The 24,628-nt window shown below is 60.8% G+C and carries 20 protein-coding genes and 1 riboswitch; of the genes, 17 read left to right on the top strand and 3 right to left on the bottom strand.

All coding sequences use genetic code 11. The features are described 5' to 3' along the window. Positions 1 to 199: 199 nt before the first annotated feature. The 11 genes from G5154_RS11365 to G5154_RS11315 all read left to right on the top strand — a co-directional run bounded on the left by G5154_RS11365 (position 200) and on the right by G5154_RS11315 (position 10,405). Positions 200 to 1,201 carry a sulfate ABC transporter substrate-binding protein gene (locus G5154_RS11365; protein ID WP_421230950.1) on the top strand — a complete coding sequence of 334 codons (1,002 nt, stop codon included), beginning with the start codon at positions 200 to 202 and terminating at the stop codon, positions 1,199 to 1,201. Positions 1,202 to 1,257: 56 nt separating this feature from the next. Then, complete coding sequence (locus tag G5154_RS11360) at positions 1,258 to 1,833, top strand: RBBP9/YdeN family alpha/beta hydrolase (protein WP_040067346.1); 576 nt, start codon at positions 1,258 to 1,260, stop codon at positions 1,831 to 1,833. A gap of 271 nt (positions 1,834 to 2,104) precedes the next feature. Continuing rightward, positions 2,105 to 2,944, top strand: a complete 840-nt coding sequence (gene cysT / locus G5154_RS11355; protein ID WP_421230951.1) for a sulfate ABC transporter permease subunit CysT — start codon at positions 2,105 to 2,107, stop codon at positions 2,942 to 2,944. Beyond that, a complete protein-coding gene (cysW, locus tag G5154_RS11350; RefSeq protein ID WP_005343065.1) occupies positions 2,941 to 3,831 on the top strand; it encodes a sulfate ABC transporter permease subunit CysW in 891 nt (296 codons plus the stop codon). The genes cysT and cysW overlap by 4 nt, the downstream gene beginning before the upstream one ends. Before the next feature lie 22 nt (positions 3,832 to 3,853). Further along, on the top strand, positions 3,854 to 4,921 hold the full coding sequence (locus tag G5154_RS11345; protein ID WP_123173833.1) for a sulfate/molybdate ABC transporter ATP-binding protein: 1,068 nt from the start codon (positions 3,854 to 3,856) through the stop codon (positions 4,919 to 4,921). Between the two features lie 121 nt (positions 4,922 to 5,042). After that, the gene (cbl, locus tag G5154_RS11340) at positions 5,043 to 5,990 is read left to right on the top strand and encodes an HTH-type transcriptional regulator Cbl (protein ID WP_042030338.1); all 948 of its coding nucleotides are present in this window, start codon (positions 5,043 to 5,045) and stop codon (positions 5,988 to 5,990) included. A 195-nt stretch (positions 5,991 to 6,185) separates the two neighbouring features. Then, positions 6,186 to 7,397 carry a threonine synthase gene (locus G5154_RS11335; protein ID WP_421250951.1) on the top strand — a complete coding sequence of 404 codons (1,212 nt, stop codon included), beginning with the start codon at positions 6,186 to 6,188 and terminating at the stop codon, positions 7,395 to 7,397. Further along, positions 7,394 to 8,059, top strand: coding sequence for an amino acid ABC transporter permease (locus tag G5154_RS11330; RefSeq protein WP_421250952.1), 666 nt, complete (start codon positions 7,394 to 7,396; stop codon positions 8,057 to 8,059). The genes G5154_RS11335 and G5154_RS11330 overlap by 4 nt, the downstream gene beginning before the upstream one ends. Before the next feature lie 92 nt (positions 8,060 to 8,151). Continuing rightward, complete coding sequence (locus G5154_RS11325) at positions 8,152 to 8,814, top strand: amino acid ABC transporter permease (RefSeq protein WP_421250953.1); 663 nt, start codon at positions 8,152 to 8,154, stop codon at positions 8,812 to 8,814. Then, the gene (locus tag G5154_RS11320) at positions 8,811 to 9,572 is read left to right on the top strand and encodes an amino acid ABC transporter ATP-binding protein (protein WP_421250954.1); all 762 of its coding nucleotides are present in this window, start codon (positions 8,811 to 8,813) and stop codon (positions 9,570 to 9,572) included. The genes G5154_RS11325 and G5154_RS11320 overlap by 4 nt, the downstream gene beginning before the upstream one ends. Then, complete coding sequence (locus tag G5154_RS11315; protein ID WP_421250955.1) at positions 9,569 to 10,405, top strand: transporter substrate-binding domain-containing protein; 837 nt, start codon at positions 9,569 to 9,571, stop codon at positions 10,403 to 10,405. The genes G5154_RS11320 and G5154_RS11315 overlap by 4 nt, the downstream gene beginning before the upstream one ends. Positions 10,406 to 10,554: 149 nt before the next feature. Here G5154_RS11315 and gbpA read toward each other — a convergent pair whose 3' ends face one another. Together gbpA and G5154_RS11305 are read right to left on the bottom strand one after the other, a co-directional pair. After that, positions 10,555 to 11,976 carry an N-acetylglucosamine-binding protein GbpA gene (gene gbpA / locus G5154_RS11310; protein ID WP_421250956.1) on the bottom strand — a complete coding sequence of 474 codons (1,422 nt, stop codon included), beginning with the start codon at positions 11,974 to 11,976 and terminating at the stop codon, positions 10,555 to 10,557. 65 nt (positions 11,977 to 12,041) lie between these two features. After that, positions 12,042 to 12,127, bottom strand: a riboswitch (cyclic di-GMP riboswitch). Between the two features lie 265 nt (positions 12,128 to 12,392). Continuing rightward, entirely contained in the window at positions 12,393 to 14,075 is a 1,683-nt protein-coding gene (locus tag G5154_RS11305) for a methyl-accepting chemotaxis protein (protein WP_216979555.1), read from the bottom strand. A gap of 272 nt (positions 14,076 to 14,347) precedes the next feature. Between G5154_RS11305 and G5154_RS11300 the strand changes: the two genes are divergently transcribed. The 5 genes from G5154_RS11300 to G5154_RS11280 all read left to right on the top strand — a co-directional run bounded on the left by G5154_RS11300 (position 14,348) and on the right by G5154_RS11280 (position 22,658). After that, positions 14,348 to 16,177 carry a M3 family metallopeptidase gene (locus tag G5154_RS11300; protein WP_421250957.1) on the top strand — a complete coding sequence of 610 codons (1,830 nt, stop codon included), beginning with the start codon at positions 14,348 to 14,350 and terminating at the stop codon, positions 16,175 to 16,177. A 590-nt stretch (positions 16,178 to 16,767) separates the two neighbouring features. After that, the gene (gene pgaA, locus G5154_RS11295) at positions 16,768 to 19,152 is read left to right on the top strand and encodes a poly-beta-1,6 N-acetyl-D-glucosamine export porin PgaA (protein WP_421250958.1); all 2,385 of its coding nucleotides are present in this window, start codon (positions 16,768 to 16,770) and stop codon (positions 19,150 to 19,152) included. Continuing rightward, positions 19,152 to 21,110 (top strand): poly-beta-1,6-N-acetyl-D-glucosamine N-deacetylase PgaB, encoded by a 1,959-nt coding sequence (gene pgaB / locus G5154_RS11290; protein WP_421250959.1) that lies wholly within the window; start codon positions 19,152 to 19,154, stop codon positions 21,108 to 21,110. Before pgaA ends, pgaB begins: the two co-directional genes overlap by 1 nt. After that, positions 21,107 to 22,357 (top strand): poly-beta-1,6-N-acetyl-D-glucosamine synthase, encoded by a 1,251-nt coding sequence (gene pgaC, locus G5154_RS11285; RefSeq protein WP_421250960.1) that lies wholly within the window; start codon positions 21,107 to 21,109, stop codon positions 22,355 to 22,357. The genes pgaB and pgaC overlap by 4 nt, the downstream gene beginning before the upstream one ends. Then, complete coding sequence (locus G5154_RS11280) at positions 22,344 to 22,658, top strand: hypothetical protein (RefSeq protein ID WP_005343076.1); 315 nt, start codon at positions 22,344 to 22,346, stop codon at positions 22,656 to 22,658. The genes pgaC and G5154_RS11280 overlap by 14 nt, the downstream gene beginning before the upstream one ends. Before the next feature lie 146 nt (positions 22,659 to 22,804). Here the strand turns inward: G5154_RS11280 and G5154_RS11275 are convergent, their stop codons facing one another. Next, complete coding sequence (locus G5154_RS11275; protein WP_005343077.1) at positions 22,805 to 23,038, bottom strand: hypothetical protein; 234 nt, start codon at positions 23,036 to 23,038, stop codon at positions 22,805 to 22,807. A 284-nt stretch (positions 23,039 to 23,322) separates the two neighbouring features. On the opposite strand from G5154_RS11275, the gene G5154_RS11270 reads away from it, so the two are divergent. Beyond that, positions 23,323 to 24,621: a ferric reductase-like transmembrane domain-containing protein gene (locus G5154_RS11270; protein ID WP_421250961.1), complete on the top strand. Its 1,299-nt coding sequence runs from the start codon at positions 23,323 to 23,325 to the stop codon at positions 24,619 to 24,621. The last annotated feature ends 7 nt before the right edge of the window (positions 24,622 to 24,628 follow it).

Raw genomic sequence — 24,628 nt, 5'->3', positions numbered from 1 at the left:
ATCTGCCTGCCTTGTTCCCATGATGGCACAGCGAGCAAGGGGCCAGAGGGGCATGGCTCACAGAGTCTGCGTCCGGCTCCCGGTGCGGGTGGCTGAGTTGATATGAGCAAAAGAGATAAGCAAAGAGTTATTTCTTTCTTCTGGGCATAACAACTCCACGGCATGCTGTTCTCAACCCAACAAGATATGGAGAATCACCATGAAACTGCGAATGACCGCCCTGACCCTGCTCTCTCTGCTGGCATTTGGTCAGGCCAATGCCGCCGAGATCCGCCTGCTCAACGTCTCTTACGATCCGACCCGCGAGCTGTTTCAGGAGTACAACGCCGCCTTTGCCAAGGAGTGGAAGGCCAAAACCGGCGACGACGTGGTGGTGAGCCAGTCTCACGGTGGCTCCGGCAAGCAGGCCCGCGCCGTGGTGGATGGACTGGAGGCCGACGTGGTCTCGCTGGCGCTGGCCTACGATGTCAACGCCATCGCCAAGGCGGGGCTGACCGCTGCCGACTGGCAGAGCCGACTCGGCAACAACGCCTCGCCCTATACCTCCACCATTGTCTTCCTGGTGCGCAAGGGCAATCCCAAGCAGATCAAGGATTGGGATGATCTGGTGCGCAAGGATGTCGCCATCGTGACTCCCAATCCCAAGACCTCCGGCGGGGCACGCTGGAACTATCTGGCCGCCTGGGGCTATGCCCTGAAGAAGAGCGGCAGTGAAGAGGGGGCCAAGCAGTTTGTCGGCGATCTCTTCAAGAACGTGAAGGTGCTGGACTCAGGCGCCCGCGGTGCCACCACCAGCTTTACCGAGCGCGGTCTCGGTGACGTGCTGCTGGCGTGGGAGAACGAAGCCCTGCTGGTGCTTGGTCAGGCGGGGGCCAGTGACAAGTTCGAGCTGGTGGTGCCTTCGGTCTCCATTCTGGCGGAGCCGCCGGTCGCGGTGGTGGACAAGGTGGCCAAGAAGCACGGTACCGAAGCGGTGGCCAAGGCCTATCTCGATTATCTCTACTCTGACGAGGGGCAGCATATCGTCGCCAAACATCACTATCGCCCCAGCAACCCGGCGATCCTGAAGGAGACGGCAACCCAGTTCCCGCAGCTTGCCTTCTTTACCGTCAAGGATCTGGAAGGGGATTGGGAGAAAGCCCAGAAGAAACACTTCGCCCAGGGCGGTCTGTTTGACCAGATCTATCAGCAGGGTCGTTGATAGCTTCGTTATCCATCACTGAACTGGCCCCTGTGCCAGCCGATAGGAGCACCAAGATGAACAAGATCCTCCTGGTTCCCGGTCTGCACAACAGTGGGCCGGATCACTGGCAGAGCCGCTGGCACGATCATTTTCCCCAATGGCAGCGGATGACCGGGCTGCCGTGGGACAAGCCGGACCTCAGGGTCTGGAGTGCCAAGCTGGCGAGCAAGTTGAAACGTCGCCGCAGCCGGGTCCATCTGGTGGCCCACTCTTTCGGCGCCCTGACCGCCATCGCGGCGGCCCGCTTGCAGCCGGAGAAGGTGGCCTCGATCTTTCTGGTGGCGCCCGCCGATCCCGCCCGTTTTGGCATTGCGGATGAGGCCTTGGCCGGGCCGCTGCAGGTGTCGGCCCAGCTGGTGGCCAGCCGCAATGATCCCTGGATGAGCTTTGAACGGGCCGAATACTGGAGCCGTCAGTGGCAGGTGCCGCTGTTCGATGCCGGTGAGGCGGGCCATATCAATGCCCAGTCCGGTCATGGGGATTGGCATCAGGGGCTGCATTTGCTGGGGGCACTCTACCGCCGTGGTGAGCTGGTAGTGGCACCGGTCAAGGCCGCATCGCCCCGGCCGGTCGTATTGGGCTTTCGCTAGGTATCTGTGAAGTGGTTGGAGGGTTGTCGGGCGCGCTGTTCGCTGGCTACTCCATGCCCCCGTTCTTTGAATGCTCCGCTCCGTATTGCTCCATTTCTTAGGTCTTTTATTTATATAAAAGACCTTTTTTTATTTGGAGTGCGCCAAGAGCCTTGTGACTCTGCGGTTAGACAAAAAAGTGATTAGCAAAGTCGCAATTGATGTTTGTTGCCGATGAGGGGAGTGCGCAGAATCACCATATCGAAAATTCTTCATAACAGATGGATGTGTTATGCGATTTGGTTCTTATTCTGTCCTGCCCGGTTTTGGTCCCACCTTGGGGTTCAGCCTGTTCTATCTGGGCCTGTTGGTGCTGTTGCCGCTCTCGGCGCTGGTGCTGTTTGCCGCGAACAACCTCACGGCAGCCGAGTTCTGGCAGGTGATAGGTTCACCCCGGGTGCTCGCCTCCTTTCGCCTGAGCTTCGGGGCGGCCTTTGTCGCGGCGCTGCTCAACAGCCTGTTTGGCCTGATCCTGGCCTGGATCCTGGTGCGCTACACCTTCCCCGGCCGTCGACTGGTGGATGCGTTGATCGACCTGCCATTTGCCATGCCGACCGCCGTTTCCGGCATCGCCCTGTGCGCCATTTTCGCCCCCAACGGCTGGATCGGCCAGCTTCTGGCGCCGCTCGGCATCCAGCTCGCCTACAACCCCATCGGCGTCGTTATCGCCCTCACCTTTATCGGGTTGCCTTTTGTGGTGCGCACCCTGCAGCCGGTGCTGCGAGAGGCTGAGAGCGAGCAGGAGGAGGCCGCCGCCAGCCTCGGCGCCGATCGCTGGCAGACCTTTATCCACGTGCTCTGGCCGACCCTGATCCCGGCCCTGCTCACCGGCTTTGCGTTGGCGTTTGCCCGTGCAGTGGGGGAGTACGGCTCCGTCATCTTCATCGCCGGCAACCTGCCGATGGTCTCTGAAATCGCACCGCTGATGATCATGAGCCATCTGGAGGAGTACGACTATGCCGGTGCCTCTGCCATCGCCGTGGTGATGCTGCTGATTTCATTCATTTTGTTACTGCTAATCAACAAGTTGCAGGCCTGGAGCTGGTCTCGCATCGGAGGGAGCCGGATATGAGTTCATCTGCTATCGCCATTGAGGCGGCCTCTGTGGAGGCGACCCCCGCTCGCAAGGCGCCGGTCGTGATCCGTGAACCCCAGTGGGTCAAGTGGCTGCTGATCACGGTCGGTTTGGGCTGGTTTGCTGCCCTGTTGCTGCTGCCGTTGGCCACCGTCTTTATTCAGGCGCTGACGCCGGGGCTGGCTTTTTTCTGGCACGCCATCAGCGAGCCGGATGCCCTGAGCGCCCTCGGTCTGACAGCACTGGTGACGCTCTGCGCCGTTCCCCTCAATCTGCTGTTCGGGATTGCTGCGGCCTGGGCCATCGCCCGTTTTCGCTTCCCCGGTCGGCAGCTGCTCATCACCATCATCGATCTGCCCTTCTCGGTGTCGCCGGTGATCGCCGGTCTGATGCTGGTGTTGATGTTCGGCAGCCGCGGCTGGTTCGGTGACTGGTTGAGCGAACATGACATCAAGATCATCTTCGCCACCCCGGGGATCATCCTGGCCACCACCTTCATTACCGTGCCCTTCGTAGTGCGCGAGCTGCTGCCCCAGATGGAGGCGCGCGGCCCGGAAGAGGAGGAGGCGGCCATCATGCTGGGGGCGAGCGGTCTGCAGATGTTCTGGCGCGTCACCCTGCCCGGCATTCGCTGGAGCCTGATGTACGGTCTGCTGCTCTGTACCGCCCGTGCGGTCGGGGAGTTTGGCGCGGTGTCGGTGGTTTCCGGTCATATTCGCGGCCAGACCAATACCCTGCCGCTGCATATCGAGATCCTCTACAACGAGTACCAGACCGGCGCCGCCTTTGCAGTGGCAAGCCTATTGGCTCTGTTCGGGATCTTCACCCTGCTGGGGGAAACCCTGTTGGCCCGGCTGCGTGCCCAGCCCACCAAATCTCACTGATCAACGTTTTAAAGAGGCAGCCATGAGCATTCAGGTTCAACAACTCAACAAGCATTTCAATCAGTACGCGGCGCTGGCAGACATCAACCTCGACTTTCACGACGGTGAGCTGGTGGCGCTGCTCGGTCCCTCCGGCTGTGGCAAGACCACGTTGCTGCGGATCATCGCCGGGCTGGAGCAGGCCGACAGTGGCAGCGTCATCATCCGCGGTGAGGACGCCTCGGATCTCCATGTGCGTGAGCGCAACGTCGGCTTCGTGTTCCAGCACTACGCCCTGTTTCGCCACATGACGGTGTTCGAAAACGTAGCGTTTGGCCTTAGGGTCAAACCGCGCAGCGAGCGCCCGGCCGAGGCGGCCATTCGCGCCCGGGTCAAGGAGCTGCTGGATCTGGTGCAACTCAGCCACGTGGCCGAGCGCTATCCGACCCAGCTCTCCGGCGGCCAGCGTCAGCGGGTCGCGCTGGCCCGCGCGCTGGCGGTGCAGCCCAAGGTACTGCTCTTGGACGAGCCCTTCGGCGCCCTCGATGCGCAGGTGCGCAAGGAGCTGCGCCGCTGGTTGCGCGAGCTGCACGACGAGCTGCATGTCACCAGCCTGTTCGTCACCCACGATCAGGAGGAGGCGCTGGAGGTAGCGGATCGGGTGGTGCTGATGAATGCCGGACGGGTCGAGCAGATCGGCACCCCGGCCGAGGTCTACGACCAGCCCGCCAGCTCCTTCGTCCACAGCTTCCTCGGCAGTGTGAATCAGTTCCGCGGTCGGGTGGCGGAGCAGGGATTCGGTGTCGGCGAGCAGCTGCTCGGCGGGCCGTCGGCTTCTCATCTGGCTCACGGCAGTGCCGCCATCGCCTATGTCCGTCCCCATGAGCTGGAGATCTTGCCAGCCGATGCGCCGGGCGGGATCCGTGCCACCATCACCCGTCTGCTGCCCATGGGGCCACGCATTCGGGTGGAGCTGCGTGGCGATGGCGAAACCAAAGGGGCCCACTACGAGGCGGAGCTGAGCAAGGAGGCGGCCAAGCTGTTTGCCCCGGGTCAGGGGGTGAAGCTGGTGGCCAGACAGGCGCAGTTCTATCCCGACTATCAGATTTGATGCTGTGTTGCGGGCGGTGTGGCCGCCCGGTTCAGGCTGTCAGCCGGGCATGATCCGGCCAAATAACAAAAATGAGGGGGTGACCAGCTTGTGTCGCCCACTCTTCGCAGGAGGCGACAAGGTGAATTTTCAGCAGTTACGAATTATCCGGGAGGCAGCGCGGCGGGATTACAACCTGACCGAGGTGGCCAACGCCCTTTTTACCTCGCAATCCGGGGTGAGTCGCCATATCCGCGAGCTGGAAGAGGAGCTGGGGATCGAGTTGTTCATCCGCTACGGCAAGCGGCTGCTCGGCATGACCGAGCCGGGCAAGGAGTTGCTGGTGATTGCCGAGCGCATTCTCAATGACGCCAACAACATCCGCAAACTGGCCAGCACCTTTGCCAACCGCGACTCGGGCCGCTTGCTGGTGGCGACCACCCATACCCAGGCGCGCTATGCCTTGCCGCGGGTGGTGAAGGCGTTTCGCGAGCAGTTCCCGCTGGTACAGCTGGAGCTGCGTCAGGGCAGCCCGGAGGAGATAGTGCGGCTGGTGCAGACCGGCGAGGTGGATATCGGCATCAGCAGCGAGCAGCTCGACAAGAGCGAAGGGGTGGTGGCATTTCCCTACTACCGCTGGCACCACAATATCGTGGTGCCCGAGCAACATCCGCTGGCCGGTGAGCGGGATCTGACGCTGGCGGCGCTGGCCAACTGGCCTATCGTCACCTATCAAGCCGGGTTGACCGGGCGGGTACGGGTGGATGAAGCCTTTGCTGCGGCTGGTATCGAGCCGCAGATCCTGTTGACGGCGCAGGACTCCGATGTCATCAAGACCTATGTCGAGCTGGAGATGGGGGTCGGCATACTGGCCGACATGGCGTTCGACGCCCAGCGTGATCAGGGGCTGGTACAGCTCGACGGCAGCCATCTGTTTGCCCCCCACACTGCCTGGATTGGCCTCAAGCAGGGGCAGTTCCAGCACAACTTTGCCTGGCAGTTTATCCAGCTCTGCAACCCCGAGCTGGCGCTGGCGGATATTCAGGCCCGCGCCATGGGCAGCGAGCCTGCCATCGACTTCCAGATTTGAATCGGAAGAGAAGAGCAGAAGGGGAGCCATTGGCTCCCCTTCTTTATTGCTGGCAGATGAGATTGCCAGCGAAAACAGACGGCTTCATATGAATTTTTTCACTTAGGTTTGCCAGTTAATTTTGTTTGTTATCCGGTACTTGGATTGCAAGATGGAATAAGTGACTGACCAAAGTCGATCCATTCAGGATAAAGCATGCCGTATAGCTATCTATCACATCTGCGTTGCTGCAAGAGTGGCGAGATCCATGATGCCGACCAGCCCTGGCAACTGAGCCGGGCAGGTGCACCACTGCTGGCCAGCTACGATCTCGATGCGCTGAAGCGAGCCTGGCACCCGGCGGCATTGCTGGGGCGCCCGGCCAGCCTGTGGCGTTATCACGAGTTGCTGCCGGTGCGGGATCCCGCCCACGTTGTGACGTTGGGGGAGGGGCTTACCCCGCTGCTACGGCTGCCCACGCTGGGCAAGCAGATCGGTATTCCGGATCTCTGGATGAAAGATGAGAGCGTCATCCCCACCTGCTCCTTCAAGGCTCGTGGCGCGGCGGTAGGTATCTCCCGCGCGCGTGAACTCGGCGTCACTCACTTCGCCATGCCGACCAACGGCAACGCAGGGGCTGCATGGGCGCTCTACGGTGCCCGCGCCGGACTGCGCAGTACCATCGTTATGCCGCAGGCCGCCCCCGCCATCACCCGACTGGAGACCTCCCTCGCCGGTTCCCGTCTCTATCTGGTGGATGGCCTGATCAGCGATGCCGGTCGCCAGGTGGCGCAGGCGGTGGCGGAGCACTCCCTGTTTGATGCCTCAACCCTGAAGGAGCCCTACCGGATTGAGGGCAAGAAGACCATGGGGCTGGAGATTGCCGAGCAGCTGGGCTGGACCCTGCCGGATGTGATCATCTATCCCACCGGTGGCGGGGTCGGCCTTATCGGTATCTACAAGGGGCTGCGCGAACTGCAGGAGCTGGGCTGGGTCAAGGGTGAGCTGCCCCGGCTGGTGGCCGTGCAGGCGAGCGGTTGCGCACCCATCGTACAGGCGTGGCAACAGAGAGCCGCCGAGTCGAGCTTCTGGCCCGACTCCCGGACGCTGGCATTCGGCATCAATGTGCCCAAGGCGCTGGGGGATTTTCTGGTGCTGGACGCCCTCTATCGCACCGAGGGTTGCGCCATCGCGGTGGATGACAAGGCGATCCAGAGCGAGATCCGCTTGCTTGCTTCTCGCGAAGGGAGCTTTGTCTGCCCGGAAGGGGCCGCCGCGTTTGTTGCCGCTCGTCAACTGCGCGAGGCGGGCTGGATCCGGGAGCAGGAGCAGGTTGTCGTGCTCAATACCGGTGCTGGCATCAAGTACCCGGATGCGATCACTGTGCTGCCCCAGCGTCTGCAGCGTGACGGGAGGATCCCGGCATGAATCTGGATCTGCCCTTTATCGTCACAACGCTGCCCGCCTTCGGCAAGGCGGTCTGGGTCACCTTGCAGCTGGGAACCATAGTGATCCTCACTTCGCTGGCGGTCGCCCTGCTCAACGTCGCCCTGTTGAGCCTGCACAAGCGGCCGCTCAGCGCGCTGATCCGCGGATATATCGAGCTGGCGCGCAACACGCCACTGCTGATCCAGCTCTTCTTCCTCTATTTCGGGCTGCCTGCGCTCGGCTTGTCGCTGTCGGGTTTTACCACAGCGGTGATTGCCATGACCTTCCTCGGCGGTGGTTATCTGACCGAGGCGCTGCGTGCAGGCATTCAGGCTGTGCCCGCCAGTCAGCTGGAGGCTGGCAGGGCTATCGGGCTTTCTCGCTGGCAACTGCTGTGCCACGTGCAGTTGCCCCAGGCCTGGCTCGCCAGCCTGCCCGCGCTGTTTGCCAACTTCATCTTCCTGCTCAAGGAGACGACGGTGGCCTCGGCGGTGGCGGTGCCAGAGCTGCTCTACACCACCAAGAATTACATCGCCCTCTACTACAAGACCTACGAGATGCTGGCGGTACTGACCTTGATGTGCGTACTGATCTTTTTGCCGCTCTCCCTCGCTCTGCGCGTCGTTGAAAGGAGGCTGCAACATGGTCAGTTCGGTCACTGAATCGCTGATGCAGGCGAGGATCCCGATGTGGGCACTTATCTTCCAGCTGCCACCCTCTCTCGTCACCAAGAAGCAGGAAAGGAGGGCTCAATATGGCCAGTTCGATCTCTGAGCAGCTGACGCAAGCGCTGCCACTGCTGGCAGTGGGTGCGGGTCAGACCCTCGCCATCTCGCTGCTGGCCATCCTGTTTGCCACCCTCGGCGGTGTCGCTTACGGCGTGTTGGCACAACAGGGCGGTCGGTTGGTGCGGGGGTTGCTGCGGCTTTATCTCGAGCTGTTTCGGGTGGTGCCGGTGCTGGTGTGGCTCTATCTCTTTTTCTTCGGGTTGCCGATCTTTTTTGGCCTCGATATTCCGGCCTTCTGGTGCGCCGTGCTGGTACTCGCCCTCTGGGGCGCCAGCGAGGTGGGGGATGTGGTGCGTGGTGGCCTCAACTCCCTCGCCCGTGGTCAGCAGGAGGCCGGCTTGGCGCTCGGGCTCTCGACCTGGCAGCTCTATCGCCATGTGTTGCTGCCGCAGGCGTTGCAGCGGCTGACGCCGCCGACCATCAACATCTACACCCGCATCATCAAGACCAGTTCGCTGGCGGTGCTGATCGGTGTGGTGGAGGTGATCAAGGTGGGCCAGCAGATCATCGAGCGCACCTATGGCTCGCTGCTTATTTACGGTCTGCTGTTTCTGTTCTTTTTTCTGGTCTGCTATCCGCTCTCGCTCGCCTCGCGCAGGCTGGAGCAACAATGGGGTAATGCGGTATGACACCTCTGCTTGAACTCGGTTCTGTCAGTAAACAGTTCGGCCCGAATCTGGTGCTGGATCGGATCAGCCTCAGCGTGCGCGCCGGGGAGGTGCTTGTCATCTTGGGGCCTAGCGGCTGCGGCAAGAGCACCTTGCTGCGCACTCTCAACGGGCTCGAGCCCATTCAGGGGGGCGAGATCCGCTTCGATGGTGTGTTGCTGGATGGTGCCACCGACTGGCAGCGGGTGCGCCAGCGGATCGGCATGGTGTTCCAGAGCTATCACCTCTTCCCCAACCTGACGGTGCTGGAAAACGTGCTGCTCGGCCCCCTGCAGGTGCAGAAGCGGGAGCGGGCAGAGGCGCTGCTGCAAGCCGAGCAGCTGCTGACCCGCATCGGCCTGTGGGAGCGGCGCCATGACTATCCGCGCCAGCTCTCCGGTGGTCAGCAGCAGCGTATCGCTATCGTGCGGGCGCTGTGCATGAACCCGCAGGTGATGCTCTTTGACGAGGTAACCGCCGCCCTCGACCCCGAGATGGTGCAGGAGGTGCTGGAGGTGATTCGCGATCTCGCCGGCAGCGGTATGACCCTGCTCATCGTCACCCATGAGCTGGCCTTCGCCCGGGCGGTGGCGGATCGCATCGTCTTCATGGATGGCGGCCACATTCTGGAGCAGGCCGCACCCCACCAATTTTTCGACAATCCCAGGAGCCAGCGTGCGCGCCAGTTCCTCGCCAAGTTTTCTTATACAAATGTCATCAAACGAAAGGAGTCAGCATGAAAAAAATCACCTCGGTTCTGCTTAGTGCCTTATTGGGACTGGGTATCGCCAGTAGCGCTGCCCATGCGGCGGACGGTTCCCTCGACAAGATCAAGGCGCGGGACAAGCTCATCGTCGGCGTATTCACCGACAAGCCGCCGTTTGGCTACGTGGACGAGAAGGGGAACTACGTCGGTTTTGACACCGACCTCGGTCGCCGCTTCGCCAAGGATCTGCTGGGGGACGAGAACAAGATCGAGTTCGTGGCGGTGGAGCCAGCCAGCCGCATCCCCTTCCTGCAGAGCGACAAGGTGGATCTGATCCTCGCCAATATGACGGTGACGCCGGAGCGGCGCGAGGTGGTGGATTTCACCAACCCGAACCTGCGAGTGGCGGTACAGGTGCTGGTACCGGAAGGGAGCCCGGCCAAGAAGCTCGACGATCTGGCCAGCAAGACCCTGATCGTGACCACCGGCACCACGGCCGACATCTGGCTGACCCGCAACCATCCGGAGTGGAAGGTGCTCAAGTTCGAGAAGAACACCGAATCTTTGCAGGCGCTGGCGCAGGGCCGTGGCGATGCCTATGCCCAGGACAATCTGGTGCTGTTCAGCTGGGCCAAGGAGAACCCGGGCTATCGGGTATTGCCCGAAAAACTGGGCTCGGAAGATCCCATTGCCCCGGCGGTGAAGAAGGGGAATATCGAGCTGCGTGACTGGGTCAACGACCGTCTCGCCAAGCTGGGTGAGGAGAAGTACCTGCTGAAACTCTATGACCAGTATGTGCGTGACAAGCTGAGCGCTGATACCGATCCGAATGATGTGATTGTCGAAGGAGGAAAATGGCAGGGTTAATGGACAAACCCTGTTTGAAGAGTGTGTTGAGTGTGTGAAGTAAGTGAAGAGTGAGGTCTTGGTTCCGTTGGTATGCAAACCGCAAGGTTTGATTTTTCCGGGCGTCCCCTGCTAGAGAGGACGCCCTTTTTTATGTGGCCAAGCGTGGGTTAGTGCACTTCATCCCACGCCATCTGCCAGTGGGAGCCGATGCCCGGCTCGTACTGGGTGGCTGTGTTGGTCCACTGCTGGCAGTAGCCGCTGTAGGGGAAGGGCTTGCACTGATAGACCTTGCCATTTTTCGGCTGCTGCACCTTGGTGCCGGCGGCATAGGATTTGAGCGAGTTCGGGAAGACGAAGTCGTATTCGCCGCTGCTCTGCTCCTTGAACATCAGATCCATGGTCTGCTGGATGGTCTCGCCGCCCGCTTTCGGGGTGGCCTTGATCACCAGCTGGTGGTGACCTGCCTTGAGCCCTTCCAGCGCCATGGTAAAGGTGTGGATGCTGTCCTTGATGTCGGCACTGCTTTCCCCCTTGGCGACGCCGCCGTGGTCATAGAGGGTGTTGGTGACGGCCAGATCGCCCTGTGCGGTGACGGTGAAATCGAGGGTTGCCTTGCCGTTGTCCAGCACATAGTCGCTGGCCAGACCGCTGACGCTGATGCTGTCCACTACCGGCGGCTGCAGCTGTTGCAGGTCAATCTCGACTCGTTCCAGCTTGCTGTTTCGCTTTAGATAGACGGGGTTCATACCGTAGACCGGATTGAACTGGCCATCGGCTCCTTGCTGACCTGCGCGGATCAGGCTCTGCTCGGCGTTTATCTTGCTGGCGAGGGCATGGGCCCAGTTGTTCTTCTGGCCCTGCTCGGCATTGGTGATGGTCAGCACGGTCTGCAGATCGGGGCGCTCGCCGTTGGCATCGAATATCCGGGTCATCGCCTTGTCACCCACTGCGAGGTCGATGGAGGGGTAGATGGTGCCTGCCTGGCTCCACTCCAGCGGCGGCTGACTACCATCTTTGAACTTGGCATCGATGATGTTGTAAAAGCTGTTGCTGGTGTCGCCCACTTCCCACACGCCGAGGATCACTTGATAACCGGTGCGCTCCGGCAGGACACAGTTGTGGGTCACCTGCTTGGGCGGCTGCACCATGTTGCCGTCGATGACGCAGAAGGGGGTCAGGTCGAACGAGGCGCGGGTGAGCGGCTGGTTGGGGTTCCAGTCCTGCTTGGTGAGGTAGTAGCGCCAGTTGCGGGTGACGTGGTTGGCAGTGAAGGTCCAGCTGATGGCGAAGGGTCCGGGCTGTACTTCACGCTTGGTCCAGCGGTCGCTGGTCTGGATGTTCAGCTCGCTCCAGCGCGGGCTGCCCGCCGAGGCGATTTGACCATCCTGCGGGCCGGTTTGCGGGAAGCCTGATGGCCCCTCCACGCTCTGGGGTTCCCACTGTACGCCTCCACACTGGCTGTTGCCGCCGGTTTTGCACAGGTAGTTGCGGCTCTCGGGCTGGCTGATGTAGCCATGAGCCAGGGCGCTGCCGCTGGCCAGCAGGGCCAGCACCGCCGCGATGTGATTGAGTTGGATTTTTGCTGCCATACATTCCTCTGTTCGATAGATGTGGGCAGTCAGTTGGCCGGGGAGTTCCCCGATGCACACTTGCGTGTGGCAACCCCGCTATCCTGGACAAAACGTCTGTAGACCGGAGGCTTTGCGTCCCGACCTTTCGGTCAGTTTGCCAAATGACTAGATGGTTAGTGATGGGCCAAATGTTCGGCCATCAGCATTGTGCCCTGCATTGATTAATTATTTGAAGTCACATGTTTAAATACGTCATTCAATGGCGCGAAAATCATCCTAACTGGCTGTTTTTAAATTGTTCTCTTGTTTATGAATGGCGTCGAATACCGTTGAATATGCCGATAAGATGCATGCTTGCTGCGCGTTTTTAGGCGTAAAAAAACCTGCCAGCCGAGCTGGCAGGCCGGGTGACAATGCGACACGGATTGACGCCATCAATGACGGGCGCGCTGTTCTCCTGAGGGGGGAGATACGGGAGCTATCATTGGCGCAGTGGAGGACTCCTTGCCCAGTTTGAACACCGCAAGCCGCTCATCCAGGCTGCGGGAGAGGCCGGCCAGCAGCTCGCTCTCCTGCGCCAGTTGCGAGGCGGACTGGGACATCTCCAGCGCCGAGTCGTTGATGCCGCTGACGTTGCGGTTCATATCCTCGGCCACCATGCTCTGTTGCTCTGCAGCGGTGGCAATCTGGGTCGCCATGTCGCTTACATGCTGGATATGGTTGACGATCAGGGTGAGATCCTGACCCGCTTGTTGTGACTGGTTTACGCTGCTTTCAGCCAGTTTTCGGCTGGCATCCATGGCATTGGCTGCAGTGACGGCCCGTTGCTGCAGCTGGGCGATGGTGCTCTGGATCTCTTCGGTGGATTGGCGGGTACGACTGGCCAGCTGGCGCACTTCGTCGGCGACCACGGCAAAGCCACGTCCCTGCTCCCCTGCACGGGCTGCTTCTATGGCGGCGTTGAGCGCCAGCAGATTGGTCTGATCCGAGATTGAGCTGATAACGGCGGTCACTTCACTGATCTGCATCACCCCCTCTTTGAGCTGGTTGACCTGCAGAGTGGCCTGCTCCACTTCGGTTGCCAACGCCTTGATGCCATGCACACTGGCGTGAACATCACGGTTGCCTAGCCCGGCTTCACCTGTCGCTTCCTGGGTATCCCGCGCGGTATTTTCGGCGTGCCCGGCCACATCAGAGATGGTGGCGCTCATCTCGTTCATGGCGGTGGCGAGCTGGGCCAGTTGATCCCGCTGGCTGGTGACCGCCTGATTGGTCTGCTCGGCAGAAGCGGCGATGCGCAAGGCGGCATCCGCCACATTGCGAGCCCCCTGGCTTGCCTCCAGCAGGGCGTGGCGGATGGCGTCAAGACTCTGGTTGGTGCAACGGGCAACAACACCCAGCTCATCCTTGCCCTGTACCGGGATGCTCACCACCAAATCCCCCTTGGCGACCCGTTGCATGGCGTGGTTGATCTGGCTGAGGGGGGAGACGATGGAGCGGGTGATGCGCCAGCCCAGCAGCCCCATCAGCAGGATCACGATGGCGGTGGCGGTACCCATCTTCATGTACTGGGCCCAGATGGTCTGCTGAATATCTTGCAGCAGCATGCCGGAGCCGAGGATCCAGCCCCAGGGTTGATAGCCGGAGACCATGGAGAGTTTGTCAGCGGTTTCGCCCGACGGGCCAGTCCAGACATATTGCAGGGTCCCATGCTTGCCCCCCTTGGCGATATCCACCATCTGATACCAGAACTGCCCGGCGGTGGCAGCGCCCCCTTCGCCCATTTTCTGACCGATCAGTTCGGGGCGGATGGGGTGAACTACCATAGTGCGGTTCTCGTCGATGACAAACAGGTAGTTGTTGCCATCAAAGCGGGTGTTGGTCAGCAGTTTACGCGCCTCCTGCTGGGCCTGTTCCATGGGCAGGGTGCTGGCCAGAAACTGGATCTGGCTCATGGCCTGGTCCAGCACGGCATTGAGCCGTGCCTCTCGCTCGCTCATCAGATTTCGCTGGAGCGCATTGGCCGAGATGAGCAGCAGCGAGACAAAACCGACAAACGCCAACGTGAGCAGCAAGATCAATTTGCGGCTCACGGTGATATCACCGAGCTTGAACATGATTAAACCCTCGTTATCCCGTTTTATGGTGGCTCTGTACCGCTGCAGCCAGTTCGTCAAAGTTAACAACTCATTTACTTTCAGCCGTTTGCCGACCGTTTCTGATGAGCGTTTGAACAACAGTATAGCCAGCAGACAGCGCTCCCCATTTTTTGGTAGCGTGTTCATGCGCATCCCTGCGCAATTTTTGCCAAAGAGTGTGAATCATTTGGCATTTCACTAAAAAAAGGAGTGGGCCCCGCTGCGGGTGACCCCATCACAAGAGGGAATTTATGAGTTCCATTGCCAGGAATTACTTCAACCAACTCAACGCCGATTATCTGCAGGTACACAGGTGCAAAGAGGATCTTTTCTGGTCCACTTATATGGGCACCAGCGACGATCAGGCCGGTTTTACCGCGGCCGAGCAAGCCTACAAGGCTTTTTGTGCCAATCCTGCCCGCCTGCCCGCGTTGCGGGAGATGCTGGCGCAGGCCGAAGAGGATGATCTCAAACGCGGCCTGCGGGGCTGGCTCGCCTTCTTCGAGTGCAATGTGATTGAAGATCCCACCGCTGCCGCCCTGATGGATGAGCTGGTGGCCGCCGAAGCTGAGCTGTTTGCCCGCCGCCGCGAGCTGAAACTGACACTGCTGGATGAGCAGGGCCAACGGGTCGCGGGTAGCCTGCCCGCCGCCAGCACCTCCCTTGCAGCCAGCCCGAGCGAGGCTGTGCGCCAAAGCGCACTCGCCATGTTCTATACCCTGGAGCAGTGGGTGGTCAGCAACGGTTTTCTCGAGGTAGTGGCGATCCGTAACCGCTTTGCCCGCGCCATGGGCTATCGCAATTACTTCGACTACAAGGTGCGCAAGAACGAACAGATGAGCCCGGATCAGCTGTTCGTCATCCTCGATGACTTTATTGCTCGCACCGACGCCCGGCTGCAGAAAAGCCTTGCCGAGCTGAAAGCGGCCAAGGGGGAGGCGGCCCTGCTGCCCCATAACCTGCGCTACGCCATCAGTGGTGATGTAACCCGCCAGCTCGATCCTTATGTGCCCTTCTCGCGGGCGCTGAAGGATTGGGTCGAGAGCTTCCGTCGTCTCGGCATCCAGTATCGTGGGGCGACCCTGACGCTGGATTTGTTGACCCGTGAGGGGAAATACGAGAACGGCTTCTGCCACGGCCCGGTGCCGAGCTTCTTCCAGCAGGGGGAGTGGGTGCCGGCGGTGGTCAACTTCACCAGCCTGGCTGATCCGGCGCAGGTGGGCAGCGGCTGGAGCGGCCTCAACACCCTGTTCCACGAGGGGGGCCACGCCGCGCACTTTGCCAATGTCACCGGCAACGCGCCCTGCTTCTCACAGGAGTTTCCGCCCACTTCCATGGCCTATGCCGAGACCCAGTCGATGTTCTGCGACAGCCTGCTGGACGATGCCGACTGGCTGAAACGTTACGCCAGAAATACTGAGGGAGAGGCGATCCCCGACGCGCTTATCAAGGAGATGATCGCTGCACGCCAGCCGTTTCGCGCTTTCAACGAGCGCCAGATTGCGCTGGTGGCCTACTTCGAGCGGGATCTCTACGCCATGGATGATGCCGAACGAACTACGGATGCCGTGCTGGCGCTGGCCCGCCAGTGGGAGCGCAAGATTGTCGGGGTGGCGAGCCCGCGCCCGTTGCTGGCCATCCCGCACCTCCTGAATCAGGAGTCGGCCTGTGCCTATCACGGATACCTGTTGGCACTGATGGCAGTGGAGCAGACCCGTGCTTACTTCCTCAAGCGTGATGGCTACCTCACTGACAACCCGCGTATCGGACCGGATCTGGCCGCCCATTACTGGGGACCGGGCAACGGCATGACTCACGATGAGACGTTGCGCAGTCTGACCGGCGAGGGGTTCAGCGCGGTACCGCTGGCTGAGGCATGCAACATGAGTGCTGCTGAAGCGTGGCAACAGGCGCAAGCCTGCATGGCCGCGGCCCAGCAACGCCCTGCGGCTGGTGAGGTCACCCCGCTCGATGCCCATATCCGGGTGGTCCACGGCGCAGAGCTTATCGCCGACAACAGCGAGTCGGAAACTCGCATGTTGGCCGACTTCGAGGCATGGATCGTCAACCATTACCAATAAGCGCCTGTCGCGTAATATACACAGCTCCCGCATCGAGGGCGGGAGCAGTGCTGTGTATGGCTGTTTATTGTCGCAAGCGTGGTAGGCGCTATCGTTTTATGGGGAAGTTCGCGACATAAATTGTCGCTTTGTCGATTGAAACCATATTTTATCCATCAAATATGTATTCGTATGAACATGAATATGAATTGCAGGCTACAAGATAGTGGACTCCTTGAGCCCCGCTCTTTTCATCTTTTTGTTAATAGTGTTTTTTGTGGTCATCTTTGTGCATAAAGATTGTTCCACTCACCTATTTGATATCTATTCTCATCTTATCGGGTTGACTAAATTGTCCACAACTGCAAAATCGCCTCCCTTGCCACCCCCGATGTGAGTCGGGTTCGGAAAGCTTCAGATCTCTTCCCCCCGAGATGGCTGGGCCGCACATAGGAAAGGTGCTGGCCTGTTCATGCCCGCCTTTCACCCTCGAAATCAGCACACACGTCAGGAAGTTCTCTTGTTATCCAGCAGGAGCGGACGGGTGTGGATATCCGTATGGCCGTGCAGGGACGATATGACCAGCGTTTGTTATGGGTGGTATGTTGCGAATGAATCGCATCTTTTTGATGTTGGCGCTGTTACCCCTGCTGGTGTGCGCCAGTGAGATAGACAGGGCTCGCGAAGCCTGGGTGCTCAAGGCCCGAGCCGGGGAGCTGGATGGTGCGGCGTACGGGCTGGATGCCCTCTATCGGCAGAGTGGTGATGGCAAAGTGCTTGATGACTTGATAGCCGTGCAGTTGTGGCGTGGCGACCGCAAGGGGGCGCTGGCCGCCTGCGAGCCGTGCGAGTTCAGTCCCATCAGCAACATCACGCTGGAAGGGGTGGCCCGTGCCGCCCGTGACGAGAAGCGTTATTCCGAGGCGATCAGCTATTACCGCATCCTGCAGGGGCGTGATCCTGCCAACCGCAATGGTTGGCTCGGACTGTTTCTCACCGCCAGCGATCAGGGAAACCGCGAGCTGGCCCGCCGCGCAGCGGCTGACTATGAAGCACGTTTTGGCCGCGATCAGGCGATCCTTGATGCCCGTATCTATGCCGCCCGTCAGAGTGAAGATCCCATGGGCGAGCTGCTGGCTCGCCAGCAGTGGCTGGAGCTGGAACCGGATAATCACGAGCAGGTATTGGCACTTTATCGGGTAGCCGTGAGTCTGGGGGCGGGTCCTGCCGCTGCGGAGTTGATGGGCCGTTATCCCGAATTGTTCAAACCGGTCGACCGGCTCTGGCTCGACTACTACCAGGCGGTCAATCTACTGCGGGTCTCGGCCCAGACCGAGGATCCGGCGCTGGCCCGTCGCTCCCTTACCCGTACGCTGGCGCTGCAGGACAGGATCCTGGCACGTGCGCCACACGATCATGTGCTCTACACCAGTGTTCGCCGCGATGTAGTGGTGACGCTGGTGGCCCTGGGCGATTTTTTCCGGGCCGAGCAGGAGTCCGCCGCGCTGCAGGCCGAGGGGCCATTGCCTGACTATGTGCTGGAGGCGCGCGCCGATGCGCTGGCCGGGTTGGGACGGGTGGATGAGGCCTCCGTGATTTACCAACAACTGGCGACCCCGGCGCGAGCCAACGACAAGCGGCTGCTGGAGAAGCGCTTCTACGCCTATTCGGATGGCGAACGTTATGGCGCGGCGCAGGGGCTGTTGGCTGGTTGGCAGGAGCCGCCGACTCGCTGGGATTTCACCGGCAACATGCGCATGGCCAACGACGACTACGAAAAGGTATTGCAGCTGAAAACCCTGCTGCAGGCCTGGCGTGGTGAGGCGGGTGCAGCAGAGAAACAGCTGGAAGTGTGGTTGCAAACCGCGCCAGCCAACCCATGGCTCTGGCTGCAACTGGGGGATATTCGGCGCTGGCGGGGTCATTCCGACGAGGCCGAGCAGGCCTATGAACAGGCGGTGCGCTGGCTGCCAGCCGGACGTGCTGTGCTGGCCGAGTCCGGTCGCCTCAACGCCCGGCTCGACAGGGGCGACTGGCAGGGCACGCCGCAGGCCGTGCGTGCCCTTGGCAACCTGACCCGCGATCGTCAGGAGTTGCAGCAGCGGCTGACCCTGGAACAGGCCCCGCAGTTTGTCACCGACCTGACCCATGGTCGCAATGAAGGGGGCTCGGTACAGGCCAGCCGTGACTGGAGCTACGACAGCCGCCTTTACAGCGCTCGCACTGATGGTGGCGATCGGCTGTTTGTCCGTCGTCAGGGTAGCTTTGGCGAGTTCGATCTGCAGCCCGAACGTGCCGCCTATACCGGGCTGGGGGCCGAGATCTTTTTCTACCCGCTGCAACTGACGCTGGAGGGGGGCACGGGCAGCGAGCTCAACCACAAAGGCTATCTGTGGAGTCGCATCGACTGGCGGCTGGACGATCGCTGGACGTTGGGCACAGCCATCAACCTCAACAGTGCCGACACCCCGCTGCGGGCATTGGCGCGCGGCAACTACGCCGATCAATACCAGCTTGATCTGGGGTGGCGTCAGGACGAGACCCGCGAAGGGGCGCTGCGGTTGGAACGGATGGATATCAGCGATGGCAACCGGCGGCTGAGTGTCTCCGGCTGGCTGCGTCAGGATCTCTGGCGTCGTGATCGCTGGTGGTTCGATACCACCTTGCGCGGGGCCACTTCTCGCAACGAGGTGGTAGACGTCGACTACTTCAACCCCCTGCAGGATCGCAATCTGGAGCTGGAGCTGGCGGGGCGCTATCGGCTGCCGCTGGATGGGCGTCGCTTCCTGCTGCAGAGCCTGATCATGAGTGGCAACCACTATTGGCAGCAGGGCTATGGCAGCGATCAGGGGTGGCAGCTCAGCTACCGCCACGACTGGATCCTCTCTCCCGCCCTCAGCCTGGGTTATGGCCTGGGCCGCCGTCAGGCCATTTATGACGGTAACCCGGAGTTCGGAAATTTCATCTTCGCCAATCTGCAATGGAGTTTCATGTGATGAGACGCTGGCTTGCTTCTTTTGTTTTGCTGCTTGCACTGTTGCCTTCGCTGACACAGGCGGCTCGGCACCCCGATGACTATGTGGTGCTCTGCTACCACGATATCGTCGACCTGAAATTGACCCCTAATCTCAAGCTTTACCCCCAGACCATCCGGCGCGACACCCTGATCCGCCACTTCAACTGGATCAAACAGCAGGGCTATCACCCGGTCAGCTTCCAGCAGATCCTGGATGCCAAAGCGGGTAAAGCACCACTGCCAGAGAAGGCGATCCTGCTCAGTTTCGACGATGGCTATGAGAGCTTCTACCGGCTGGTCTATCCGTTGCTCAAGCTCTACAACTACCCGGCGGTCTTTGCGCTGGTGGGCAGCTGGCTGGACGTAGCCGATGACCAGATGGTCCCGTACGGCAATGACAAGCTGCCACGCAGCTACTTCGTGAGCTGGCCGCAGATCCGCGAGATGCAGGACTCCGGGTTGGTGGAGTTGGCCTCCCACACCTTCACCTCCCACTACGGGCTACTCGCCAACCCGCAGGGCAACGTGCAGCCAGCGGTCACAACCGCAGGCTGGAGCCAGCATGGCTACGAGAGCATGGCCGACTATCGGGCGCGGATTAAGGCTGATTTCGACGCATCGGCCCATCAGCTCAGGGAGCAGACCGGTCGGGCACCACGGATCCTGGTCTGGCCCTACGGCGCCTTCAACCAGGCTGCGCTGGAACTGGCGGGGGCCGCCGGGATGCCCTACACCTTCACGCTGGCGGAAGGGCTCAACAAGCTGAGTGACTCTGGCAACACGGTACGCCGCTACCTGCTGGAGGAGGACACCAGCCTCGAAACTCTGGACGAGATCATGGGGGGCAATACCTGGGAGCGGCAGGTGGAGCGCTTGGTGCATGTGGATCTCGACTATGTCTACGACAAGGACCCGCAGCAGATGAACAAGAACATCGATATGCTGCTGGACCGGATCAAGGGTTACGGCATCACCACCGTCTATCTGCAGGCCTATGCCGATGACAACGGTGACGGGGTGGCGGAGGCGCTCTACTTCCCCAACCGCCATATGCCGGTCAAGGCGGATCTCTTCAACCGGGTGGCCTGGCAGCTGAAGACCCGGGCCGGGGTCAAGGTGTTCGCCTGGATGCCGGTGATGGCCTACGACATGGGTCCGAACCACGCTTATGTTACCGACAGTCGTACCGGTGCCCCGGCCAAGGGACAGTATCTGCGCCTGTCGCCATGGGATCCTGCCAGCCGTCAGCTGCTGCTGGATATCTACGAGGATCTCGGTTTTTACACCAAGTTCGACGGTCTGCTGTTCCATGACGATGCCTTCCTCAGCGACTACGAGGGGCCGATGCCGCTGGCGCGCACTCCGGATGCGCTAGAGGCGCAAGGGGAGCAGAAGACCGATCTGCTTATCGAGTTCACCATGGCGCTGCGCGATGCAGCAGCCCGTTATCGGCAGGGGGGAGCCGACGGGCTCAAGACTGCCCGCAACATCTATGCGGCACTGGTGACCGAGCCGCAATCCCAACAGTGGTTTGCCCAGAGCATGGCTGCGTTTGCCAAGGCCTATGACTACACCGCAGTGATGGCGATGCCCTATATGGAGCAGGCGGAAAACCCCGATGAGTGGCTGGCCAAGCTGGCGGAGGATTCGCTGGCACAGGTGCCGGCCAATCGACTGGTGTTCGAACTGCAGAGTCGCAACTGGCGTACCGATCAACCCATCCCCGATGCCGAGCTGGCCCGCTGGATGGAAATCATTCAGCGCAAGGGGGTAACCAACTTTGGCTACTACCCGGATGATTTTCACAACAACCAGCCGGATCCGGTGGTGCTCAAGCCGGTCTTTTCGGTGCAGACCCAGCCCCAGCCGACTCGGTTGTCGGTCACCTCGGTCTCTGGCCATGTCGCCACGGCTAGCCATGGGGAGGCGATACGGTGAAGGATTTTCTCGAAGGGATAGCCATCTTTACTCTGGCTTATCCCAGTCTGATGGCAATGGTGTGGGTCTGTGGCGGTCTCTATTACTACTTCCAGTGGGAGCGGCGTGATATCGCGCTGGCAAAACGTGGATTGGTACTTCCCTATTACCCCAGGGTGACCCTGATGGTGCCTTGCTACAACGAGGGGGCCAATGTCGAGGAGACCATCGGTCACTTGCTGCGTCAGCGTTATCCCGATTTCGAGGTGCTGGCCATCAACGATGGCAGCAAGGATGACACCGGCGCGCGGCTGGATCGGCTGGCGCAGCAGGATCCGCGTCTGATGGTGCTCCATCAGCACAACCAGGGCAAGGCGATGGCGCTCAACAACGGGCTGGCGATTGCCAGCGGGGAGATCCTGGTTGGCATCGACGGGGATGCGGTGCTGGACTATGACGCGGTGCGCTGGATGGTGAAGCACTTCATCGAGAGCCCGAGGGTCGGGGCGGTCACCGGCAATCCGCGGGTACGCACCCGCTCCACCATTATCGGCAAGATCCAGACTGGCGAGTTCAGTTCCATTATCGGACTCATCAAGCGGGCCCAGCGGATCTACGGCACCGTCTTCACCGTCTCCGGGGTGGTGGTGGCCTTTCGCAAGCAGGCAGTCGAAGCCGTCGGTGGCTGGAGCAATGACATGGTGACCGAGGACATCGATATCAGCTGGAAGCTGCAGCTGGCGGGCTGGCTCATCCACTATCAGCCGCAGGCACTCTGCTGGGTACTGATGCCCGAGACGGTGCGTGGTCTCTACAAGCAGCGGTTGCGCTGGGCTCAGGGAGGGGCTGAAGTGTTTCTGCGTTACGGGTTGCAGGCAATGCGCTGGCGCAATCGCCGTTTCTGGCTACTACTGCTGGAGTATCTCTCCAGCGTTGCCTGGTGCTACAGCATGTTGCTGCTTGCGCTGGTCTGGCTCATTGAGCCGGACCTGAGCGGGCTGGCGGTGGGTCACCTGTTCCAGTGGACCGGGGTGATGATGACCGCGATTTGTCTGCTGCAGTTCGGGGTCAGCATCTTTATCGATAACCACTATGACAAGAGCATGGCTCGCAGCTTTATCTGGTGCGTCTGGTATCCGCTCATCTACTGGCTGCTCAATCTGGTGACCGTGGTAGTAGCCGTGCCTAGGGCGATCCTGCGTCGTCGTGGCCAGCTGGCCGTGTGGGAAAGTCCTGATAGGGGAGAGTCGTTCCGTGACAAAACATAAGCTGGCGAAAGAGATGATCATCAGCAACGGCACCCGGCGTAGCTGGAAGTACCGACTACGAGATCTGCTGATCCTGTTGGTGACCTGGGGGGGGTGGCTGTTTCTGGCATTGCAACCCTGGCTCAACTATCTGGAGACGGATGAGAACGAGAGCTTTATTGGCTCACTCGATGCTGCCGAGGTGGGACAACTGTTTCTGGTCCTGCTGTTTGGTATCTTCCTGCTGATCCACTCCTGGGCCAAATACAACAAACTGCTGCACCGACTGATGGGCAAGCGCACGGCCTCGAAAGCACCGTGAGCATGAGCGGCCAGCCGACCCCTCATGCTGTAAAAATGATCGCTTGCTGCTTTAAGGGCAATGCATTTCTCCTGCGCGGGTGTCCCACTGCGGTGTCACTCACGGCAGGGCCGTTTTCTGCTGTTTTCCGTTTTGCACCTGCTCTGTCATTCATCAATGACTTTATTTCCACAATGTTCGCAGATGGCATGTCGTTCAAAGCGATCCATGTTGGCCAGAAAGGGGCCCGCAGCCCAACCGGTAATGAAATCCTTGATAAAGGCTTTGCGCTTTTGCTCCGGTGTCGGCTGCTGGCCAAAAGATTTGTCGACCAGCACCACGACATGGCTGGTTTCGCACTGACAGCTTGGGCAGAAGCGTCTTTCGTTAGAGGTAAGCAACGGGTTCTCCTTGTCCGTGGTCGGTCGGGGTGGTCTGTGCTGCCACCGCAGCCATTAATTATCCCCATTTGATTCCCTTTGCCAGCAGAGTGTCAACCACCCTTCTGATGAACAGGGAGCAGCCCGATTGAGCAGGGGGTCTCCGGAGCCCTCTGTTGTTGCTGTTTGTCACACATTGCCACACAAGCTTCTCCCTGTGGCAAAGTCTTGTGACCGGCTGGCTGTGTAATGGCGCCATCAGCAGGTAGATGAGGTCCTGCAGCGATGTAACCAGGGGGGATGTTATGACGGGCAAACGGGTGTGGTGGCTGCTGCCACTGCTGGCGGTTGGGGTCTGGTGGCTGGGTTATGCGGGGGACGCCAACGGGGTGTGGCCCTGGCGTCATGAGATGTTGCTGCTGACCGGCCTGCTGGGGATGGCCTATATGGCCATTTCGCTGTTGCTGGCGTTACGCTTGCCGCAGCTGGAAGTGTGGTGTGGTGGTCTGGATCGGATGTTGCGATTGCACCGCCAGACGGCCGTCGGCGGCGCATTGGTACTGACTGCCCACTGGCTGCTGGTGGTGGTGCCCAAGTGGGCGGTCTCTGCAGGCTGGCTGAGTCGTCCCGCCCGGCGTGGGGCCAGCGCTGCCGAAGTGGGTGCCGGAGCAGGCAATGGCATCTCGCTCCATGCCCTTGGCAATACCCTGGGTGAGTGGAGTTTCTATCTGCTGATCGCGCTGGTGGTGCTGAGTTTGCTGGCACTGGTGAGTTATGGCCGTTTTCGACTGATCCACCGGCTGGCCCCGCTCATCTATCTGGCGGGCTGGTGTCACGGGCTCTGCCTGCTGCCTCAGATTGGGGCCATGACCCCGGTGGGGGTATCGATCTGGTTTGTCGGTGGGCTGGGAGCTATCGGGGCCCTCTACTCCCTGCTGGGACAAGTGGGAGCGCGGGAGCGCCATCCCGGCCGGGTCATTGCGGTGCGGGCGCTGGCGGATCACACCTGCGAGCTGACCATGCAACTGGAGCGGCCGCTCGCCCATTACCGCCCGGGTCAGTTTGCCTTCTTCGAATTTGATGCCAAGGAGGGGGCGCACCCCTTTACCCTAGTGCGGGTGTCGGCGGATCGGCGCCAGTTGGTGATCGCGGTGCGGGCGCTCGGGGATCATACCCGTCAGCTGGTGGCAGAGGCGCGCGTCGGGGATGGAGTGGTGGTGACCGGCCCCTATGGTGCTTTTGTCGCCCCGCAGGGAGGAGGGCGAGCCCTCTGGCTGGGTGCCGGGATCGGCATCACCCCGTTTGTCGCCTGGCTGGAGGGGCTGGCTGCCCGTGGGGAGCACGGCGAGGGGATCACCCTGATCCAGTGCGCGCCGGATCTGGCGGGGGCTGTCTACCACCAGCGGTTGGCCGAGCTCTGTCATCGCACCGGCGTTCGCTATCAGCTGCATCTGGACAAGGCAGCCGGGCGACTGGATATGGCCCGCATCGCGCAAGATGCGCCCGAGCAGGTGTGGTTTTGCGGGCCGGAGGGGATGGCAGATGCCCTGGCCCGGTTGTTGCCGGACAGGCATCTGCATCGCGAGCTGTTTCGCTTTCGCTGAGCTCGAT

The sequence above is a fragment of the Aeromonas sp. 600527 genome (assembly GCF_049175415.1).
Lineage (GTDB): Bacteria > Pseudomonadota > Gammaproteobacteria > Enterobacterales > Aeromonadaceae > Aeromonas > Aeromonas veronii_A.
Note: the sequence above shows the minus strand (reverse complement) of the source record. Positions and strands in the feature narration are given on the sequence as shown.

Coding starts and splice junctions, on each gene's coding strand:
- G5154_RS11365 (WP_421230950.1), top strand. CDS start 200: ATGAAACTGCGAATGACCGCCCTGACCCTGCTCTCTCTGCTGGCATTT.
- G5154_RS11360 (WP_040067346.1), top strand. CDS start 1,258: ATGAACAAGATCCTCCTGGTTCCCGGTCTGCACAACAGTGGGCCGGAT.
- cysT (WP_421230951.1), top strand. CDS start 2,105: ATGCGATTTGGTTCTTATTCTGTCCTGCCCGGTTTTGGTCCCACCTTG.
- cysW (WP_005343065.1), top strand. CDS start 2,941: ATGAGTTCATCTGCTATCGCCATTGAGGCGGCCTCTGTGGAGGCGACC.
- G5154_RS11345 (WP_123173833.1), top strand. CDS start 3,854: ATGAGCATTCAGGTTCAACAACTCAACAAGCATTTCAATCAGTACGCG.
- G5154_RS11335 (WP_421250951.1), top strand. CDS start 6,186: ATGCCGTATAGCTATCTATCACATCTGCGTTGCTGCAAGAGTGGCGAG.
- G5154_RS11330 (WP_421250952.1), top strand. CDS start 7,394: ATGAATCTGGATCTGCCCTTTATCGTCACAACGCTGCCCGCCTTCGGC.
- G5154_RS11325 (WP_421250953.1), top strand. CDS start 8,152: ATGGCCAGTTCGATCTCTGAGCAGCTGACGCAAGCGCTGCCACTGCTG.
- G5154_RS11320 (WP_421250954.1), top strand. CDS start 8,811: ATGACACCTCTGCTTGAACTCGGTTCTGTCAGTAAACAGTTCGGCCCG.
- G5154_RS11315 (WP_421250955.1), top strand. CDS start 9,569: ATGAAAAAAATCACCTCGGTTCTGCTTAGTGCCTTATTGGGACTGGGT.
- gbpA (WP_421250956.1), bottom strand. CDS start 11,976: ATGGCAGCAAAAATCCAACTCAATCACATCGCGGCGGTGCTGGCCCTG.
- G5154_RS11305 (WP_216979555.1), bottom strand. CDS start 14,075: ATGTTCAAGCTCGGTGATATCACCGTGAGCCGCAAATTGATCTTGCTG.
- G5154_RS11300 (WP_421250957.1), top strand. CDS start 14,348: ATGAGTTCCATTGCCAGGAATTACTTCAACCAACTCAACGCCGATTAT.
- pgaA (WP_421250958.1), top strand. CDS start 16,768: ATGAATCGCATCTTTTTGATGTTGGCGCTGTTACCCCTGCTGGTGTGC.
- pgaB (WP_421250959.1), top strand. CDS start 19,152: ATGAGACGCTGGCTTGCTTCTTTTGTTTTGCTGCTTGCACTGTTGCCT.
- G5154_RS11270 (WP_421250961.1), top strand. CDS start 23,323: ATGACGGGCAAACGGGTGTGGTGGCTGCTGCCACTGCTGGCGGTTGGG.